At 54.6% G+C, this 18,735-nt stretch carries 16 protein-coding genes and 1 pseudogene; 2 read left to right on the top strand and 15 right to left on the bottom strand.

Annotation, left to right across the window (positions count from 1 at the left end):
• Window positions 1-10 precede the first annotated feature (10 nt).
• The 8 genes and pseudogenes from carA to ACNQ0T_RS11695 form a co-directional block, all read right to left on the bottom strand.
• Window positions 11-1,159: a glutamine-hydrolyzing carbamoyl-phosphate synthase small subunit gene (gene carA, locus ACNQ0T_RS11730; RefSeq protein WP_023299297.1), complete on the bottom strand. Its 1,149-nt coding sequence runs from the start codon at window positions 1,157-1,159 to the stop codon at window positions 11-13.
• Window positions 1,160-1,613: 454 nt separating this feature from the next.
• Window positions 1,614-2,435, bottom strand: coding sequence for a 4-hydroxy-tetrahydrodipicolinate reductase (gene dapB, locus ACNQ0T_RS11725; protein ID WP_417930068.1), 822 nt, complete (start codon window positions 2,433-2,435; stop codon window positions 1,614-1,616).
• A gap of 205 nt (window positions 2,436-2,640) precedes the next feature.
• Complete coding sequence (gene ispH, locus ACNQ0T_RS11720) at window positions 2,641-3,591, bottom strand: 4-hydroxy-3-methylbut-2-enyl diphosphate reductase (protein ID WP_417930066.1); 951 nt, start codon at window positions 3,589-3,591, stop codon at window positions 2,641-2,643.
• Window position 3,592: 1 nt separating this feature from the next.
• Entirely contained in the window at window positions 3,593-4,042 is a 450-nt protein-coding gene (gene fkpB / locus ACNQ0T_RS11715; protein ID WP_022647009.1) for an FKBP-type peptidyl-prolyl cis-trans isomerase, read from the bottom strand.
• Between the two features lie 116 nt (window positions 4,043-4,158).
• Entirely contained in the window at window positions 4,159-4,659 is a 501-nt protein-coding gene (lspA, locus tag ACNQ0T_RS11710) for a signal peptidase II (protein ID WP_023299295.1), read from the bottom strand.
• Entirely contained in the window at window positions 4,659-7,475 is a 2,817-nt protein-coding gene (gene ileS, locus ACNQ0T_RS11705) for an isoleucine--tRNA ligase (protein WP_038415308.1), read from the bottom strand. The genes lspA and ileS overlap by 1 nt, the downstream gene beginning before the upstream one ends.
• Before the next feature lie 45 nt (window positions 7,476-7,520).
• On the bottom strand, window positions 7,521-8,447 hold the full coding sequence (gene ribF, locus ACNQ0T_RS11700; RefSeq protein WP_023299293.1) for a bifunctional riboflavin kinase/FAD synthetase: 927 nt from the start codon (window positions 8,445-8,447) through the stop codon (window positions 7,521-7,523).
• 7 nt (window positions 8,448-8,454) lie between these two features.
• Window positions 8,455-8,672 (bottom strand): annotated as a pseudogene (locus tag ACNQ0T_RS11695) (DUF2575 domain-containing protein).
• A 101-nt stretch (window positions 8,673-8,773) separates the two neighbouring features.
• Here ACNQ0T_RS11695 and rpsT point away from each other — a divergent pair.
• Window positions 8,774-9,037, top strand: coding sequence for a 30S ribosomal protein S20 (gene rpsT / locus ACNQ0T_RS11690; protein WP_003856458.1), 264 nt, complete (start codon window positions 8,774-8,776; stop codon window positions 9,035-9,037).
• Window positions 9,038-9,095: 58 nt separating this feature from the next.
• Here the strand turns inward: rpsT and nhaR are convergent, their stop codons facing one another.
• The 4 genes from nhaR to dnaK all read right to left on the bottom strand — a co-directional run bounded on the left by nhaR (window position 9,096) and on the right by dnaK (window position 14,549).
• Window positions 9,096-9,995 carry a transcriptional activator NhaR gene (gene nhaR / locus ACNQ0T_RS11685; RefSeq protein ID WP_003856462.1) on the bottom strand — a complete coding sequence of 300 codons (900 nt, stop codon included), beginning with the start codon at window positions 9,993-9,995 and terminating at the stop codon, window positions 9,096-9,098.
• A gap of 58 nt (window positions 9,996-10,053) precedes the next feature.
• Window positions 10,054-11,229, bottom strand: a complete 1,176-nt coding sequence (nhaA, locus tag ACNQ0T_RS11680; protein WP_045621246.1) for a Na+/H+ antiporter NhaA — start codon at window positions 11,227-11,229, stop codon at window positions 10,054-10,056.
• A 173-nt stretch (window positions 11,230-11,402) separates the two neighbouring features.
• Window positions 11,403-12,548 (bottom strand): molecular chaperone DnaJ, encoded by a 1,146-nt coding sequence (gene dnaJ / locus ACNQ0T_RS11675; RefSeq protein ID WP_417930064.1) that lies wholly within the window; start codon window positions 12,546-12,548, stop codon window positions 11,403-11,405.
• Between the two features lie 87 nt (window positions 12,549-12,635).
• Window positions 12,636-14,549 (bottom strand): molecular chaperone DnaK, encoded by a 1,914-nt coding sequence (gene dnaK, locus ACNQ0T_RS11670; RefSeq protein WP_006810169.1) that lies wholly within the window; start codon window positions 14,547-14,549, stop codon window positions 12,636-12,638.
• 296 nt (window positions 14,550-14,845) lie between these two features.
• On the opposite strand from dnaK, the gene satP reads away from it, so the two are divergent.
• Entirely contained in the window at window positions 14,846-15,412 is a 567-nt protein-coding gene (satP, locus tag ACNQ0T_RS11665) for an acetate uptake transporter (protein ID WP_022647004.1), read from the top strand.
• Here satP and ACNQ0T_RS11660 read toward each other — a convergent pair.
• The 3 genes from ACNQ0T_RS11660 to tal form a co-directional block, all read right to left on the bottom strand.
• On the bottom strand, window positions 15,389-16,711 hold the full coding sequence (locus tag ACNQ0T_RS11660) for an MFS transporter (protein WP_417930062.1): 1,323 nt from the start codon (window positions 16,709-16,711) through the stop codon (window positions 15,389-15,391). The genes satP and ACNQ0T_RS11660 overlap by 24 nt on opposite strands.
• Window positions 16,712-16,833: 122 nt before the next feature.
• Complete coding sequence (mog, locus tag ACNQ0T_RS11655) at window positions 16,834-17,421, bottom strand: molybdopterin adenylyltransferase (protein ID WP_003856479.1); 588 nt, start codon at window positions 17,419-17,421, stop codon at window positions 16,834-16,836.
• A 110-nt stretch (window positions 17,422-17,531) separates the two neighbouring features.
• Window positions 17,532-18,485: a transaldolase gene (gene tal / locus ACNQ0T_RS11650; protein WP_003856481.1), complete on the bottom strand. Its 954-nt coding sequence runs from the start codon at window positions 18,483-18,485 to the stop codon at window positions 17,532-17,534.
• Window positions 18,486-18,735 lie beyond the last annotated feature (250 nt).

Below are 18,735 nucleotides of genomic sequence, written 5' to 3'. Positions count from 1 at the left end.
CAGCTCCTGATTATTTAGCAGTCTTACGGTATTGCTCGATAAGTTCGATGAAGTGATCGAACAGCGGCGCGGCATCGTGTGGGCCCGGGCTGGCTTCAGGGTGGCCCTGGAAGCTGAACGCAGGCTTATCGGTGCGATGGATACCCTGCAAGGTACCATCGAACAGTGACTTATGCGTCACGCGCAGGTTAGCTGGCATCGTCGCTTCATCCACAGCGAAGCCGTGGTTCTGCGCGGTGATCATTACCGTGTTGTTGTCGATATCTTTCACCGGGTGGTTACCACCATGGTGGCCGAACTTCATCTTGACGGTGTTCGCTCCGCTCGCCAGCGCCAGCAGCTGATGGCCGAGACAGATGCCGAATACCGGGATATCGGTTTCAAGGAAGGACTTAATGGCGTCGATAGCGTAGTCACACGGCGCCGGGTCGCCAGGACCGTTAGAGAGGAAGATGCCGTCCGGGTTCATCTTCAGAACATCTTCCGCAGACGTTTGTGCCGGGACGACCGTCAGGCGGCAGCCACGGTCAACCAGCATACGCAGGATGTTGCGCTTGGCACCAAAATCGTAGGCCACCACGTGGAACGGCAGCTCGCTTTCCGGTTTCGCTTCCGGCAGGTCGCCTTCCAGCGTCCAGCTTCCCTGCGTCCAGCTGTAGGCTTCTGTGGTAGTCACTTCTTTCGCCAGGTCCATCCCGTTCAGGCCCGGGAAGGCTTTCGCTTTTTCCAGCGCCAGCGCCGCATCGAGGTTGTCCCCTGCGATGATGCAGCCATTTTGTGCACCCTTCTCGCGCAGCAGACGCGTCAGCTTACGGGTATCGATATCGGCAATCGCCACAATGTTATGGCGCTTCAGGTAAGAAGAGAGGTCTTCGGTGTTGCGGAAGTTGCTGGCAATCAGCGGCAGGTCGCGAATGACCAGGCCTTGCGCATGTACCTGAGAGGATTCTTCGTCAGCCGCATTGGTGCCGACATTGCCGATATGAGGATAAGTAAGAGTAACGATTTGGCGAGAATAGGAAGGATCAGTGAGGATTTCTTGATAACCGGTCATTGAAGTATTGAAAACGACTTCCCCAACCGCCGAACCCGTTGCCCCTATGGCCCGACCGATAAACTGGGTTCCGTCTTCCAGAACCAATAGCGCTGACTTAATCAAAACACCCTCCAGAGAATATTCACTCACTTTATTTGCATATTAATTCATAACCATGTCATGGATCAATGCAAATGTGTTGCCAGCGGATTTTTGGCAAACGGCGGCATTCTGGGGATTTGCCATGTAAAAGTCAACTTAAAACGGGGATTTTGTTTATTCTTTTGCAGGCCTGATGGCTTGATTTCAAATTAAGCGGCAAAAAGATCAACTAAATCACTGTGGAAACCGCTTGCGCAGGCAGTTTAAAAGAAACAGTCGTCTTGCGGGGATAGAAAGTGGACCAAACGGTCAAAATTTACAGTGCGGCAACATAAAATAGCTTGAAAACATTTACTTTAAATGAGTTAAATACAACAATCCTTTGAAATAGACAAAATAAAAGGGCAATAAAATATTGCCCTATGCAATCAAACAGTTACGACTGCAATAACCACATCACGATGGGTAATAACGCTTACAAATTGTTGAGTTCGAGCACATCTCGCATATCAAAAAGACCATTTGGCTTACCTTTTAGCCACAGTGCGGAGCGTACCGCCCCGTTTGCAAACGTCATGCGGCTGGATGCTTTATGTGTGATTTCGACCCTTTCACCAATATCGGCGAACATAGCGGTATGTTCGCCGACGATATCACCCGCGCGAACGGTGGCAAAACCAATGGTGCCAGGCACGCGCTCGCCAGTGTGACCTTCGCGAGAATAGACCGCGATGTCTTTCAAATCTTTATCCATTGCATAAGCAATCGCTTCGCCCATCGCCAGCGCCGTGCCAGATGGGGCATCGACTTTATGGCGGTGGTGCGCTTCAATAATCTCAATGTCGGTATAGTCGCCCATCACCTTCGCTGCCTTTTCCAGCAGTTTCAGCATAACGTTAACGCCTACGCTAAAGTTCGCGGCGAAGACAATTGCAATGTCGGCGGCTGCTTCATGAATGGCCTGTTTACCGGCATCATCGAAACCGGTGGTGCCAATCACCATCCCTTTACCGTGCTGGCGGCAAAACGCCAGGTGAGTCAAAGTGCCTTCCGGACGGGTAAAGTCGATGAACACGTCAAAGTCTTCTTTCACCGCCTCCAGGTTGCTCTGCACGGTAACGCCTGTCTTGCCCGCGCCTGCCAGCTCGCCCGCATCGGAGCCCAGCAGGGATGAACCTTCACGCTCCAGCGCCGCGCCAAGTGCCACGCCATCCATCTGTAGTGCCGCCTGAATCAGCTGGCGACCCATACGTCCACCCGCGCCCGCAATGGCGACACGGATCTGTGCATCATGCATAGTTATTCTCTTACGTTAAAATGATGTAAACCGTTTTCAGATTAACCAGCCTTCGCTAAGGCTGCCAACTGAAAACACCAATAATTAGAATTTAACGTGAAACCGACTCAGATATCAGTAAAAGACATGATTTTGTCGTCACGATAAGATACGAAGCAAAAAAAAGGCCAGCACAGAAGGTGCTGGCCTTTCATCAGAAAAGAAATTATTCCACTTCGCGGGCGTCGATTCGCAGCTCTTTCGGCACTTCAAAGACAATGTTCTCTTCACGGCCTTCCAGCGGCACCGCTTCGCCACCACCCAGCTCTTGCAGGCGGGCAATGACGTTTTGCACCAGAATATCTGGCGCTGAAGCACCTGCGGTAACACCGACGCAGGCCGCGTTTTTCACCCACGCTTCCTGAATGTCCGTTGCGTCGTCGATCAGAAACGCCACTTTCCCCATACGCTGCGCCAGTTCGGCCAGACGGTTAGAGTTAGAGGAGTTTTTTGAACCGACCACCAGCACCACGTCCGCCTGTTCAGCCAACGCGCGCACGGCTTCCTGACGGTTGGTGGTTGCGTAGCAGATATCATCTTTGCGCGGCCCGACGATTTTTGGGAAGCGCTGGCGCAGGGCGTCAATCACGTCTGAGGTGTCGTCCACGGAAAGCGTCGTCTGGGTCATAAACGACAGACGCGCTTCGTTTTTCACATTCAGCGTAAAAACGTCTTCCGGCGACTCAACCAGATACATACCCCCTTCCGGGTTGCTGTACTGACCCATGGTGCCTTCAACTTCCGGGTGACCGGCATGGCCAATCAGAATCGACTCTTCACCACGACGGCTTGCACGCGCCACTTCCATATGCACCTTGGTCACTAACGGACAGGTGGCATCGAATACGGTCAGATCGCGGCTTTTGGCTTCGTTACGTACGGCCTGGGATACGCCGTGCGCGGAGAAGATGAGGATTGCGCCGTCCGGCACTTCGCTGATCTGCTCGATAAAAATCGCACCGCGCTCGCGCAGGCTGTCGACCACGTAGCGGTTGTGCACCACTTCGTGACGCACGTAAATCGGCGCGCCGTAAATCTCCAGCGCATTTTCAACAATGCTGATAGCGCGGTCTACACCAGCGCAAAAACCGCGCGGGTTAGCCAACAGGATCTGCATTTCAGTCCTCCAGCGCCGGATCGATCTCCAGCACTTCTACATCAAAATGAACGGTACGCCCGGCAAGCGGATGGTTGAAGTCAACGGTGATGGAATCCCCGTTGATTTCGCGGATCACGCCAGGCATTTCGCTGCCGTCCATAGCGGTAAAGAGCATAATCGCCCCGATCTCCGGTTCACCCGCATCCATAAACTCACGGCGCGAGAAGTACTGAATCAGATCCGGGCTTGGCACACCGAATGCCGCATCCGGCTCCAGTGAGAACGCTTTTTTCTCACCCTCTTTCAGCCCGAGAAGCTGTTGTTCGAGGCCTTCAGACAGGGAGGTGTCGCCCAGACGAAACAGCGCCGGTTTGCCATTGTTGCGGGTGGACTCGGCCGTGGAGCCGTCATCCAGCTTCAGCGTGAAATGAACGAGAACCGCGCTGTTGCTCTGTACGGATTTAGACATGCAAATTGCTCGCTTGTTTTGGGTCACCTGTTGCCCGGTGGCGCTACGCTTACCGGGCCTACGGGGGCCACAAATTCTGTAGGCCGGGATCGCTACGCGTCACCCGGCTGGTTTTGTTACACCTGCTCTTTCGCGGCCGGTTTAGGCAAGAAGCCTTCCAGCACGATTAACGCTGCACCAACGCATATTGCGCTATCGGCGAGGTTAAAGGTCGCAAAGTGCCAGTCGCCGACGTAGAAGTCGATCATATCGACTACAAAGCCGTGCCACAGGCGGTCAAACAGGTTACCCAGTGCGCCACCAATGATCAGCGCGTAGGCGATGTTATTCAGCTTTTGCGTGGCCTTCGAGCGGTACATCAGCACCGCGAGCACGACGCAGATACCCATTGCGATACCTGCGAAGAACCAACGCTGCCAGCCACCGCTGTCGGCAAGGAAACTAAACGCCGCGCCGTAGTTGCGGGCGTAGTGCAGGTTAAGCGACGGGAACAGCGGGACCGTATCCCCCAGAGCGAAATTCTGGAGGATCAGGAACTTGCTGCCCAAATCAATAATCAGCACCACTACCACCAGCCACAGCCAGCGCAGTCCTGTTGAACAGAGAGTTTTACTCATCAGGCAAACTTACGTTTTTCGCCGTCGCCGGCGACGTTGCTTACACAGCGTCCGCAGATGTCTGCGTGTTCCGCCACCTGGCCGACATCGGTAGTGTAATGCCAGCAACGCGGGCATTTTTCACCGTCGGCTTTGCTCAGTGCGACCTTCAGTCCTTTGAGCAGTTCGCTCTGCTGAGCATCAGCAGATGCCTCGGCATAATCCGCAACTTTCGCACCGGAGGTCAACAGGACAAATCGTAATTCATCGCCCAGCGCGGTCAGCTTCGCGGCCAGCTCAGGCTCTGCGTACAGGGTCACCGTCGCTTCCAGAGAGCCACCGACTTTCTTGTCAGCGCGCGCCTGCTCGATTACCTTGTTCACTTCGCCACGCACTTTCAGCAGCTCGTCCCAGTAGGCGTCGTTCATTGCTTCAGTGCTGGAGAGGTCGAACAGACCTTCGTACCACTCGCCGGTGAAGACATACTTCTCACGGTCGCCCGGCAGGTAACCCCAGATTTCATCTGCGGTGAAGGACATGATCGGCGCCATCCAGCGTACCAGCGCCTCTGCGATGTGGAACAGCGCGGTCTGGCAGCTACGACGCGCCACGCTGTCCGCTTTCGCGGTGTACTGGCGGTCTTTGATGATGTCGAGATAGAACGACCCCATCTCAATGGAGCAGAAGCGCATCAGGCGCTGCACCACTTCGTGGAAGTCGTAAGACTCATAGGCTTTCAGAATATCTTCCTGTGCCGCTTTCGCGCAGCCTACCGCCCAGCGATCGAGCACCACCATCTCTTCCGGCTTCACCATGTCTTTTACCGGATCAAACCCGTTCAGGTTCGCCAGCAGGAAGCGCGCGGTGTTACGGATACGACGATAGCTGTCAGCAGCACGTTTCAGGATCTCGTCAGACACCGCCATTTCGCCCGTGTAGTCGGTGGATGCCACCCACAGGCGTAGAATATCCGCGCCCAGCTTGTTCATCACGTCCTGCGGAGAAACGGTGTTACCGATGGATTTGGACATCTTACGGCCCTGACCATCCACGGTGAAGCCGTGGGTCAGTACCTGGCGGTAAGGTGCTTTGCCCTTCATGGCGGTGGAGATCATCAGGGATGACATGAACCAGCCGCGGTGTTGGTCGGAGCCTTCCAGATACATGTCGGCAGCGTGACCGGCGAACTCAGGGCGCACGTCAACCACGGAGGAGTGGGTAGACCCGGAGTCGAACCACACGTCCAGGGTATCCGGCACTTTCTCGTAGTTGTCCGCGTCAGCGCCCAGGATGTCACGGGAATCGAGATCCCACCACGCCTGAATGCCGTCAACTTCAACGCGCTTCGCCACCTCTTCCATCAGTTCCAGGGTGTTCGGGTGCAGTTCCTGCGTCTCTTTATGCACGAACAGCGACATCGGCACGCCCCAGGTGCGCTGACGGGAGATACACCAGTCAGGACGGTTAGCCACCATGGATTCGATACGCGCCTGGCCCCAGTCCGGGATCCACTGCACGCCTTTGATCTCTTTCAGAGACTGCTCGCGCAGGCCTTTCTGGTCCATGCTGACGAACCACTGCGGGGTCGCACGGAAGATAATCGGGGTCTTATGGCGCCAGCAGCACGGATAGCTGTGCTGCATTTTCTCAACGTGCAGCAGCGCGCCGCTGGTGCGAAGCATGTCAACGATGATGTCGTTGGCTTTAAAGACGTTGATACCGTCCAGCGCCGGGTAGGTGCCAGGCAGGTAAGAGCCATCCGGACCGACCGGGTTGGCGATTTCCAGACCGTATTTCAGGCTGATGTTGTAGTCGTCAGGACCGTGGCCGCCGGCGGTATGCACCGCACCGGTACCCGCGTCCAGCGTGACGTGGTCGCCCAGGATCGCCGGAACGTCGAAGTCCAGGAACGGGTGTTTGAAGCGCATCAGCTCCAGCGCGTCGCCTTTTACGGTGCCCAGCACGCTGTAATCGGTGATGTTCGCGCGTTTAAGCACGCTTTCAACCAGATCTTTTGCCAGGATAACCGCGCGACCATCAATTTGTACCAGCGCGTACTCAAACTCACCGGACAGGGAAATGGCACGGTTGGCTGGTAACGTCCACGGGGTGGTGGTCCAGATAACCAGCGAGACTGGACCGCTTACGCCTGGCAGGCCAAATTTAGCTTTGATCGCATCCTGATCGACCGCTTCGAACGCCACGTCGATAGAAGGCGAGGTTTTGTCGTAATACTCTACTTCCGCTTCTGCCAGCGCAGAACGGCAGTCCACGCACCAGTGCACCGGCTTAGCGCCTTTATGCAGGTGACCGTTACCGATGATTTTACCCAGCGCACGGATAATGTTGGCTTCGGTTTTGAAGTCCATGGTCAGGTACGGGTGCGACCAGTCGCCTAGCACGCCCAGACGGATGAAGTCAGCGCGCTGACCGTCTACCTGGGTGGCAGCGTATTCGCGGCATTTCGCGCGGAACTCTGCGGCGGTGAACTTCTCACCCGGCTTACCGTACTCTTGCTCCACTTTCAGCTCGATTGGCAGACCATGGCAGTCCCAGCCCGGAACATAAGGCGAGTCATATCCCGCGAGTCCTTTGGACTTCACGATAATGTCTTTCAGAATCTTGTTTACAGAGTGACCAATATGAATGCTGCCATTCGCATAGGGAGGGCCATCATGCAGAATGAAGGTTTTTTTGCCTTTTTTGGCTGCACGAATGATGCCGTACAGGTCATCATCAGTCCAACGCGCCAGCATTCCCGGTTCGCGCTTGGCGAGATCGCCGCGCATCGGGAACCCTGTTTCCGGCAAATTCAGGGTTGATTTATAGTCACTCATCAGATTCTCGGTTCCGTATTTATCACGTAGGCAGTTAAGCCGGTTCTAAAGCCCAAAAAACTCGCGGGCCGTTAATTCATCTCGCGCGATTTGCGCCTTAAGTTCATCCAGCGAAGCGAATCGCTGTTCATTGCGTATTTTTTTACGCAGTATCACATCTATATGGCGACCGTAGAGGTCCATTACAACGTCCAGCAGGTGTACTTCTAACTGTTGACGCACACCGGAAACCGTTGGACGTGTACCAATGTTGGCAACACCGTAGAAAGGCTTCTCACCCAGTCCTGCCACTTCCACCGCATAGACCCCTTTAACCGGGGAGACCTGACGACGCAGCGGTATATTCGCCGTCGGAAAACCTATCGTGCGGCCCAGCGCATCGCCATGGACCACACGACCTGAAATTGTGAACGGATGACCCAGCAGCGTTTCTGCCGTGTCCAGTTCATCGTTCGCCAGCGCCTGACGTACCGCCGTGCTGCTGACGCGCACCCCGCCCTCACAGAAGGTCATCGTACTGGTGACGTCAAACCCGTACTCCAGGCCAGCCTTCTGTAATAACAAGAAATCGCCCTGACGACCAGCGCCAAAGCGGAAATCATCGCCCACGGCGAGAAACTGCACGCCAAGCTGCCTGACCAACAGATCGCTGACAAAGTTTTGTGCGGTCAGCGCGGCAAACCGACGGTCGAAGCGTACGCACAGGACGTAGTCCACGCCGGACTCCGCCAGGTAGCGTAACTTCTCACGCAGACGCGTCAGCCGCGCGGGGGATTTCTCGCCGGCAAACAGCTCCAGCGGCTGCGGTTCGAAAATCATCACCACAACGGGCAGGCCACGCGCCTCCCCTTCTTTACGCAATCCCTGCAACAGCGCCTGATGCCCACGATGCACGCCGTCAAAATTACCAATGGTCAGTACGCACCCGTGCGGGGCTTGACTGAGATTATGTATGCCGCGTATCAGCTTCATGACTGGCTCAAAACAGTGAAAATCGCCAAAGTATACCTTGTACGGCGGTTAAGGTTAACCGGCGATTGTTCACGCGAAACAGAAAGCCGTATGATTTCATCAGGCTGCCCTTTCACAGCAAAAAAATCTGCCCGAGAACTGCGATTTTTATGCCGAAAGGCTGTATTCACGAAAGACAAGCTGGTAGAATCCTGCGCCATCACTACGTAACGTAGCGTCGCTCATTAACGGCGCTTATTTGCACAAATCCATTGACAAAAGAAGGCAAAGAGGGCATATTCCTCGGCCTTTGAATTGTCCACATAGAACATATTTGGGAGTTGGACTTGGCTAATATCAAATCAGCTAAGAAACGTGCCGTTCAGTCTGAAAAGGCTCGTAAGCACAACGCAAGCCGTCGCTCTATGATGCGTACTTTCATCAAGAAAGTATACGCAGCAATCGAAGCAGGCGACAAAGCTGCAGCGCAGAACGCATTTAACGAAATGCAACCAATCGTGGATCGTCAGGCTGCTAAAGGTCTGATCCACAAAAACAAAGCAGCGCGTCATAAAGCAAACCTGACCGCGCAGATCAACAAACTGGCTTAATCGCTACTTGTTGTTGCTTGTTTGAAAGAACCCGCTTAACGCGGGTTTTTTTATGTCTTCAGATTGCCGGCGGCGTAAACAGCGCCGAGTAGTCGCGGTTGCAGATTCGCTGCACCGCCGGGTGCTGAATCATCCTTTCGGCGAATATGGCGTGATACTCTTCCATCACGTTATCCACCCTGCCAATCTCGGTAATCTTGTCGTCTGAATAGAGATCGTGCGCGTACAGCGTCGGGGCAACGAAGATAGCGTTGTGCGCCTCGCCAAAAGCCTTCATCAAAGCCGCATCGTCGAACTCACCGAGGATCTCCACGTTCAGCCCCTGCGAGTTAAACCAGTTCAGCAGCTTACGTCCGAGCATAGACCGCCTACCCGGCACCAGCAGGCGGCGCTCTTCCAGGCAGGCAGGAAACGGTTTTTCCGGCGGCGGATTAATGCACCAGAAACTGACGCCGCATTCGCCAATTTTCACCGAGAACAAGCCTTCCTGCTGCGTGGAGTCGATTGGGCAATCCGAAATGATCATATCCAGCTTATGCTGGCTCAGCTGTTCCAGCAGCATCTCGTGAGTGGACTCAAAGCAGCGTAAATGAATCTGTTCATCTTCCACCACCGCCGCATCCAGCACACCGCTTACCAGCCGTTTGGACAACGCATCCGCCACGCCCACGTCAAAGAGCAGGTTCGACTCTTTGCGATAGTTAACGATATCCAGCATCTCCTGGCTCAGGGTGAACATCTTGTCCGCATAGCGGAACACCAGTTCGCCCAGCTCGCTCGGCTCAATGCCACGTCCTTTCCGCTTAAAAAGCTTGCCCTGTAAGCGCTCTTCCAGGGCTTTGATTTGCCCGGTAATAGTTTGTGGTGTCAGGTAGAGCGCCTCTGCCGCTCCCACGACCGAGCCCTGCTTGTAGACATGCCAGAAGTAATAGAGATGGTTATAGTTCAAATGAGACATCACGTTTTCACTCCCTGATAGTTTATCGGGAGAAGGCTTCCCTTCTCCCGGTTTCCTGTTATGCCTGGACAGCCTGTCCGGACAACTTCACCTTCAACAAGGTATAACCAATAACCGCGGCCAGTAACGACCCGATAAGAATGCCGAGTTTCGCCCAGACGATAAGCTCAGGCGCGCTGGCACCAAACGCCAGCGTCGAGATAAAGATCGACATGGTGAATCCAATACCGCACAGCACGCCGATGGCCATAATCTGACTAAAGGTGGTTCCGTTTGGCAATGACGCCAGCTTCAGCTTCAGCGCCAGCCAGCAGAACAGGCTGATACCCAGCGGCTTACCGATAAACAAACCAGCGATGATACCCAGCGGCAGCACAGAGGTGAGTCCGTCCAGGGTAACACCGGCCAGGGAAACACCCGCGTTGGCAAATGCAAACAGCGGCAGGATCATAAAGCCCACCCACGGATGAAGCACATGCTCCAGCTGTCTGGCAGGCGATTTGCCGTCCTGCTCCTTCAGCGGAATAAAGAAGCCAACGATGACGCCCGCCAGCGTGGCATGCACGCCAGACTTCAGCACCGCCGTCCACAGCACCATCCCCACCAGAATATAAATACCCGTGCGTCGGACGTTGAAGACGTTCAGCAACGCCAGCACCGCAATAGCCACGGCCGCCACGCTCAGCGACAGAACCGACAGATCGCTGGTGTAGAACAGCGCGATAATCACGATAGCGCCCAGGTCATCGATAATCGCCAGCGCCATCAGGAAAATTTTCAGTGCTACCGGGACGCGGCTACCGAGCAAGGCTAAGACCCCGAGCGCAAACGCGATATCCGTTGCGGCCGGGATCGCCCAGCCGTCACGCGCAATCGGATCCTGCCACGCAAACGCGAGAAAGAGCAACGCGGGAACGATCATCCCGCCAATCGCCGCGATCACCGGAAACGCCGCGCGCTGACGGCTGGCAAGAGAACCGATCACCAGCTCACGTTTGACCTCCAGGCCTACCAGCAGGAAGAACACCGCCATCAGCGCATCGTTGATCCACAGCAGCATGTTCTTGTTAATTTCCAGCGCCCCGACCTTCAGCTCGACGGGGGTTTCCAGAAATGCGTGATAGAGATCGCGCGTCATGCCCATATTGGCGAGCAGCATGGCGGCTGCAGCAGCAATAATCAGGATGACGCCGCCGGATGCCTCACTGCTAAAGAAACGGTGTAGTAATTTCACGTTTAAACTCTCTTTTACAACAATACCTCGGTAAAACCATAATATCAGCGCAAACAGATCGGTAAAAACAGATTAATATTGGTTATAGATTCAGTTTAACCGAGGAATAACGCTATAAAGCAAAAAGCCCGGAATCGCTTCCGGGCTTTAAAGGATAGTAACCAGCTGGCAGGTTAGCGGGTTAAATCGTCGAAGAATTTTTTGACGCCATCGAAGAAGCTTTTGGAGCGCGGGCTGTTTTTCTCACCCGTCGGGCCACCAAAACTCTCCTGAAGCTCTTTCAGCAGCTGTTTCTGCTTGTCGTTCAGGCCGACCGGCGTTTCAACGACCACGCGGCATAACAGGTCACCCTGCGCGCCACCGCGAACGGATTTAACGCCTTTGCCGCGCATGCGGAACAGCTTCCCGGTCTGGGTTTCGCCAGGGATTTTCAGGTTAACGCGACCGTCCAGGGTCGGCACTTCGATTTCGCCGCCCAGCGCCGCCATCGCAAAGTTGATCGGCACTTCACAATACAGGTTGTTACCTTCACGCTCGAAGATGGCGTGCTGTTTAACCTGAACCTGAACGTACAGATCCCCTGCCGGTGCGCCGTGCTCGCCAGCTTCACCCTCACCTGCCAGACGGATGCGGTCGCCCGTATCCACGCCTGCCGGGATCTTAACGGACAGCGTTTTGGTTTTCTCCACGCGACCGTGACCGTGGCATTTGGTGCACGGATCTTTAATCAGCGTACCGCGACCATGACAATGCGGACAGGCCTGCTGCACCGCGAAGAAGCCCTGGCGCATCTGCACCTGACCGGAACCGTGACAGGTTGGACAGGTCTGTGGCTGAGTCCCCGCTTTCGCGCCGCTGCCGTGGCAAACGTCACACTCTTCCAGCGTCGGGATACGGATCTCTTTGGTTACGCCACGAACCGCTTCTTCCAGTGTCAGGTCCATGTTATAGCGCAGATCTGCGCCGCGCGCCGCGCGCTGACGACCACGACCGCCGCCGAAGATATCGCCAAATACATCGCCAAAGATGTCGCTGAAATCAGCGCCGCCGCCGAAGCCGCCGCCACCAAATCCACCGCCGCCCATGCCGCCCTGTTCAAAGGCCGCGTGACCATACTGGTCATAAGCCGCACGTTTTTGTGCATCGGTCAGGACTTCATAGGCTTCTTTAATCTCTTTAAATTTGGCTTCAGCCTCTTTGTCACCCTGATTACGGTCAGGGTGGAATTTCATGGCCAGGCGCTTATATGCCTTTTTGATTTCACGCTCTTCCGCAGTTTTCAGAACGCCTAAAATCTCGTAATAGTCTTGCTTTGCCATTGGTTTTTTTAAGCCCCTTAACATGCGAGCACGGGCGTGGAGAATACTCCTACGCCCGTGCCGATTAATTACCCTGCATCAGGGCGATTATTTTTTATCTTTCACTTCTTCGAACTCAGCGTCGACAACATCGTCGTCTTTCGCGTTGTTCTGGGAAGCATCAGCGCCCGCCTGCTGCTGTGCGTGCTGCTGCTGAGCGATTTCCATCAGCTTCTGAGAAACCTGTGCCAGCTCCTGCATCTTCGCTTCAATGTCCGCTTTGTCTTCGCCTTTCAGAGACGTTTCCAGCGCGCTCAGTGCAGTTTCGATCGCAGTTTTGTCTTCCGCTGGCAGTTTATCGCCCGCTTCTTCAACCTGCTTACGGGTGCTGTGCAGCAGATGGTCACCCTGGTTACGGGTCTGAACCAGCTCTTCGAACTTACGGTCGGATTCCGCGTTAGCTTCGGCATCACGAACCATTTTTTCGATTTCCGCTTCGTTCAGGCCAGAAGATGCCTTGATGGTGATCTTCTGCTCTTTACCGCTGTTTTTGTCTTTCGCAGACACGTGCAGGATACCGTCAGCATCGATGTCGAAGGTGACTTCGATCTGTGGCATGCCGCGTGGTGCCGGGTTAATACCGTCCAGGTTGAACTGACCCAGAGATTTGTTATCCGCCGCACGCTTACGCTCACCCTGAATCACATGGATGGTTACCGCAGACTGGTTGTCTTCAGCGGTGGAGAACACCTGGCTGTGTTTCGTCGGGATAGTAGTGTTTTTGTTGATGAGCGGAGTCATCACGCCACCCATGGTTTCGATACCCAGTGACAGCGGAGTAACATCCAGCAGCAGTACGTCTTTCACTTCACCCGTCAGAACACCACCCTGAACCGCAGCACCGATAGCAACCGCTTCGTCCGGGTTCACGTCTTTACGTGGCTCTTTACCAAAGAATTCAGCAACTTTCTTCTGAACCATTGGCATACGGGTCTGACCACCTACCAGGATAACGTCCTGAATATCAGACACGGACAGGCCAGCGTCCTGCAATGCAACTTTCAGTGGCTCGATAGAACGGTTCACCAGGTCTTCTACCAGGCTTTCCAGTTTCGCACGGGTCACTTTGATGTTCATGTGTTTTGGACCGGTCGCGTCTGCGGTGATGTACGGCAGGTTCACGTCGGTCTGCTGAGCGGAAGACAGTTCGATCTTCGCTTTCTCAGCGGCTTCTTTCAGGCGCTGCATGGCCAGCGGGTCGTTACGCAGGTCAATGCCCTGATCTTTCTTAAACTCGTCAACGAGGTAGTTGATCAGACGGGTATCGAAGTCTTCACCACCCAGGTGGGTATCACCATTGGTTGCCAGAACTTCGAAGGTTTTTTCGCCGTCAACGTCGTCGATTTCGATAATAGAGATATCGAAGGTACCACCACCCAGGTCGTAAACCGCGATAGTACGGTTACCAACTTCTTTATCCAGACCGTAAGCCAGCGCAGCTGCGGTTGGTTCGTTGATGATACGTTTTACTTCCAGACCTGCGATACGGCCAGCATCTTTGGTTGCCTGACGCTGAGCATCGTTGAAGTAAGCAGGTACGGTGATAACAGCTTCAGTTACCGGTTCACCCAGGTAATCTTCCGCGGTTTTCTTCATTTTCTTCAGCACTTCAGCAGAGATCTGCGGAGGTGCAGTTTTGGTGCCTTTCACATCAAGCCATGCATCGCCGTTATCGGCTGCGATGATTTTGTAAGGCATGATGGAAACGTCACGCTGAACTTCTTCGTCCTGGAAGCGGCGGCCAATCAGGCGTTTGATTGCAAACAGGGTGTTTTGCGGGTTTGTCACTGCCTGACGTTTAGCCGGCTGACCAACCAGAGTTTCACCATCCTGGGTATAAGCAATGATAGAAGGCGTGGTGCGATCGCCCTCGGCGTTCTCCAGCACACGTGCAGTAGTGCCATCCATAATCGCTACACAAGAGTTGGTAGTACCCAGGTCGATACCAATAATTTTACCCATCTAAACGTCTCCACTAAAAATTCAGTCAACATGTGGTTGTGTACCTGTAATAAGGGCAGAACGTGCTTTTTCAACTGCCCAGATTTGATTTTTTTCAGGTCCACACACTGCGGTTGCTTACAAGATGGGGTCACAACGGCATCCATCAAGGGGGAAGGATAAAAAATTTTTTAATTTCACCCCGATGAGATCATAGACGGCGCCGATGCCGCCCATTATGATGCCGCGCCCCGTCAGGTAGAACTGGCGCGGGTTTAACCATTTCACCATATTAATGATGATTTTTTTGAGGACTTATGGGCAACACTAAGTTGGCTAATCCGGCTCCGCTGGGCCTGATGGGTTTTGGCATGACCACCATTCTGCTGAACCTGCACAACATCGGGATGTTCCCGATGGACGGCGTAATCCTGGCGATGGGCATTTTTTACGGCGGTATCGCGCAAATTTTCGCGGGCCTGCTGGAATATAAGAAAGGCAATACCTTCGGCTTAACCGCCTTTACCTCTTACGGTTCGTTCTGGCTGACGCTGGTCGCCATTCTGCTGATGCCTAAAATGGGCCTGGCAGATGCTTCAAACGCCCATTTCCTGGGCGTGTACCTGGGACTGTGGGGCGTGTTCACCCTGTTCATGTTCTTCGGCACCCTGAAGGCGAACCGCGCGCTGCAATTCGTCTTCCTGAGCCTGACCGTGCTGTTCGCTCTGCTTGCCGCGGGTCACCTGGCGGATAACGAAGGCATCGTTCACGTTGCCGGCTGGGTCGGTCTGGTGTGCGGCGCAAGCGCTATCTACCTGGCAATGGGTGAAGTGCTGAACGAGCAGTTCGGCCGCACCGTATTACCGATTGGTGAAAAACACTGATCCCTCTGTCGTGCCCGCGTCGCGGGCACGACATCCCTCTGACTGGCGAAGCCACATCCCCAATACCAGCCCCATCAGCGATAACGCCAGCACGTACCATGCAGGTGCAAGGGGTGACAGTCCCATCAACACCGTGACCACAATCGGGGTCAGCCCACCGAAAATGGCATACGAGACGTTATAAGAGAAAGAGATGCCGGTGAAGCGTACCTCCGGCGGGAAGGCGCGGACCATTACGTACGGTACGGCGCCAACGACGCCCACGCACAGCCCGACGATGCCGTACAGCAGGAACAACTGTTCAGGATGGCTGCCCGCAAGATGGTAGAATGCCCAGCTCGACGCGGCCAGCAGCAGGCTGCCGACAATAAAGGTCACGCTGGCACCGAAACGATCCGCCGCCAGTCCCGCGGCCAGACAGCCAAAGCAGAGCATAATTGTCGCGATACTGTTCGCCTGTAACGTCACAGCAGGCGCAAAACCGTACTGTTTTTGCAGCCAGACCGGCGACATCAAAATGACCACCACGATACCCGCAGACAGCAGCCAGGTCAGAAGCATCGACACGACTACCGCTTTTTTATGCCGCACTACTACGGTTTTTACCGGCAATTCTTGCGCCAGCGCCTTCCGCTGCTGCATTTCCAGAAATACTGGCGTCTCCTGCAACCAACGTCGCAGGTACATTGCCACCAGCCCAAACGCCCCGCCCAGCAGGAACGGGATACGCCAGCCCCAGTCGTGAACGGCCTGTTGCGTCATGCCGGTATTGATGATGGTTGCAACCACAGAGCCAAGCAGGATCCCAATCGTCAGTCCTGCGGTCAGCGTTCCGCACGCAATGCCGATGCGGCGCACCGGGACGTGCTCAGCGACAAACACCCACGCGCCCGGCACTTCCCCGCCGATGGCCGCGCCCTGGAGAATACGCATCAGCAGCAGCAATAACGGGGCGATAATGCCCATCGACTCATAGGTAGGCAAAAGGCCAATCGCCAGCGTCGGCACGGCCATCAGCAGGATGCTGAGGGTAAACATCTTCTTGCGCCCAACCAGATCGCCAAAGTGCGCCATTACAATGCCGCCCAGCGGACGCGCCAGATACCCGGCAGCGAAAATGCCGAAGGTTTGCACCTGACGCAGCCATTCAGGAATATCCGCCGGGAAAAACAGCGCCCCCACGACGGCGGCGAAGAAGACAAAGATGATGAAGTCGTAAAACTCCAGCGCGCCGCCCAGAGCAGCGAGCGTGAGGGTTTTGTAGTCCTGTCGATTCAGAGGTCGGGTGTTATGTGACATAGCGAACCATTGTGCATGTGTTGTGGATTATTTTTTACAGCAATCGTAAAGAAAAAATTACTATATCGTAAATCCATTTACACGCTACTGCGGCTGGCGCTAATGTCACATTTAAAGCATTTTCAGGAGATTGTTTCGCGGCGAGCGCTTTTAGGGCGAAATGCTGCTACCACGTTGCCGTCAGTTTCCACGTACGGACCGTCAAGCAGTTGTATACAATACGGTACACTTGCAAAGATACCGTGGACGATAACGCTCCCGTCTTCGGCTTTTACTCCTTCCAGCGTTTCTTTTATCGACTTCGGCTGCCCCGGCAGGTTCAGGATCAGCGCCTGTTTGCGGATCACCCCGACCTGACGGGAAAGAATGGCCGTCGGGACAAAGTGTAGACTGATCTGGCGCATCTGTTCACCGAAGCCCGGCATTTCACGATCGGCGATAGCCAGCGTCGCGTCCGGCGTTACATCGCGGCGCGCGGGGCCGGTTCCGCCCGTCGTCAGCACAAGGTGGCAGCTCATCTCATCCACCAGCTCACACAGGGTCTGCTCGATGATCGGCTGCTCGTCCGGGATCAGGCGAGTCTGGATCTCAAACGGGGTAGTGAGCGCGCTGCCCAGCCACGCTTCCAGAGCAGGGATGCCTTTATCCTGATAAACACCGCTGGAGGCGCGGTCAGAAATCGACACTAAGCCGATGCGTAAGGTATTCATATCCATTCCATTCAAAAAGTACTGATTAAAGGGAATGATACACGCAGAGAGAAAATTCAGACAGAGGCGGGGGAAAGAGGCGTGACCGGGAACCCGGTCACGCAGAATGATTACAGCAGGTCGCCGATCATTTTTTCCAGTTTTTCCTGGTCGATAGCAAACTTACGGATACCGTCCGCCAGTTTATCTACGGCCATTGGATCCTGGTTGTGCTGCCACAGGAACTCGGACTCGGTGATGCGCTCTGGGCGCGCTTTCACTTCACCGGTGTAGGACAGTTTACGCTCGATAGCTCCTTCGCTTTCTGCCAGCTCTTTCAGCAGCGCAGGGGCGATGGTCAGGCGGTCACAGCCAGCCAGCTCAATGATTTCACCGACGTTACGGAAGCTTGCGCCCATAACAACGGTCTCATAGCCGTGCTGTTTGTAGTATTCGTAGATTTCCGTCACGGAAATCACGCCTGGATCTTCAGACGCCGCATACTCTTTCTTGTCGGTGTTGGCTTTGTACCAGTCCAGAATACGGCCCACAAACGGAGAAATCAGGTATACGCCAGCTTCGGCACATGCACGCGCCTGTGCGAAGGAGAACAGCAGAGTCAGGTTACAGTTGATCCCTTCTTTTTCCAGCTGTTCAGCGGCGCGAATGCCCTGCCAGGTAGAGGCCAGTTTGATCAGGATACGGTCGTTGCTGATGCCCGCATCGTTGTACAGTTTGATCAGGCGTTTTGCTTTGGCAATAGACGCTTCGGTGTCGTAGGACAGGCGAGCATCAACTTCAGTAGAGATACGGCCAGGAACGAGCTTCAGGATTTCCAGACCGATGTTTACTGCCAGTTTGTCAGTCGCATCCACAACCTGCTGCGCGCGGTCATTGCTCTGTGCTTTTGCCCAGGTCACCGCCTCGTCGATCAGTTTGCGATACTCAGGGATCTGCGCGGCGTTAAGGATCAGAGAAGGGTTGGTTGTAGCATCCTGCGGCTGGTACAGCTTCATTGCCGCAATATCTCCGGTGTCAGCGACGACAGTGGTGAACTGACGAAGGGAGGTCAATTTATCCGTCATGATAGTGTTTCTCTTTTAACGTTCCCTGGATAATTCACACTACCGACAGCCTGCCAGCAGCGGAAAAATGACAGGTTTACTTGTTAGGGGGATGTAACCGGTCTGCCCTGATGATAACACGAGTGAGAGGCAGCGCAACCGCAGACAGTGCGCTTAGGCAGAGTATGATAAACTCAGAATATAAACAGGCTGCTAAGTAACAGCATGCACAATCAGTGGTAGCGCTTACATATTCACGTTGGCATCAACA

This window comes from Enterobacter cloacae complex sp.6700776 (assembly GCF_048284255.1).
GTDB lineage: Bacteria > Pseudomonadota > Gammaproteobacteria > Enterobacterales > Enterobacteriaceae > Enterobacter > Enterobacter intestinihominis.
Note: the sequence above shows the minus strand (reverse complement) of the source record. Positions and strands in the feature narration are given on the sequence as shown.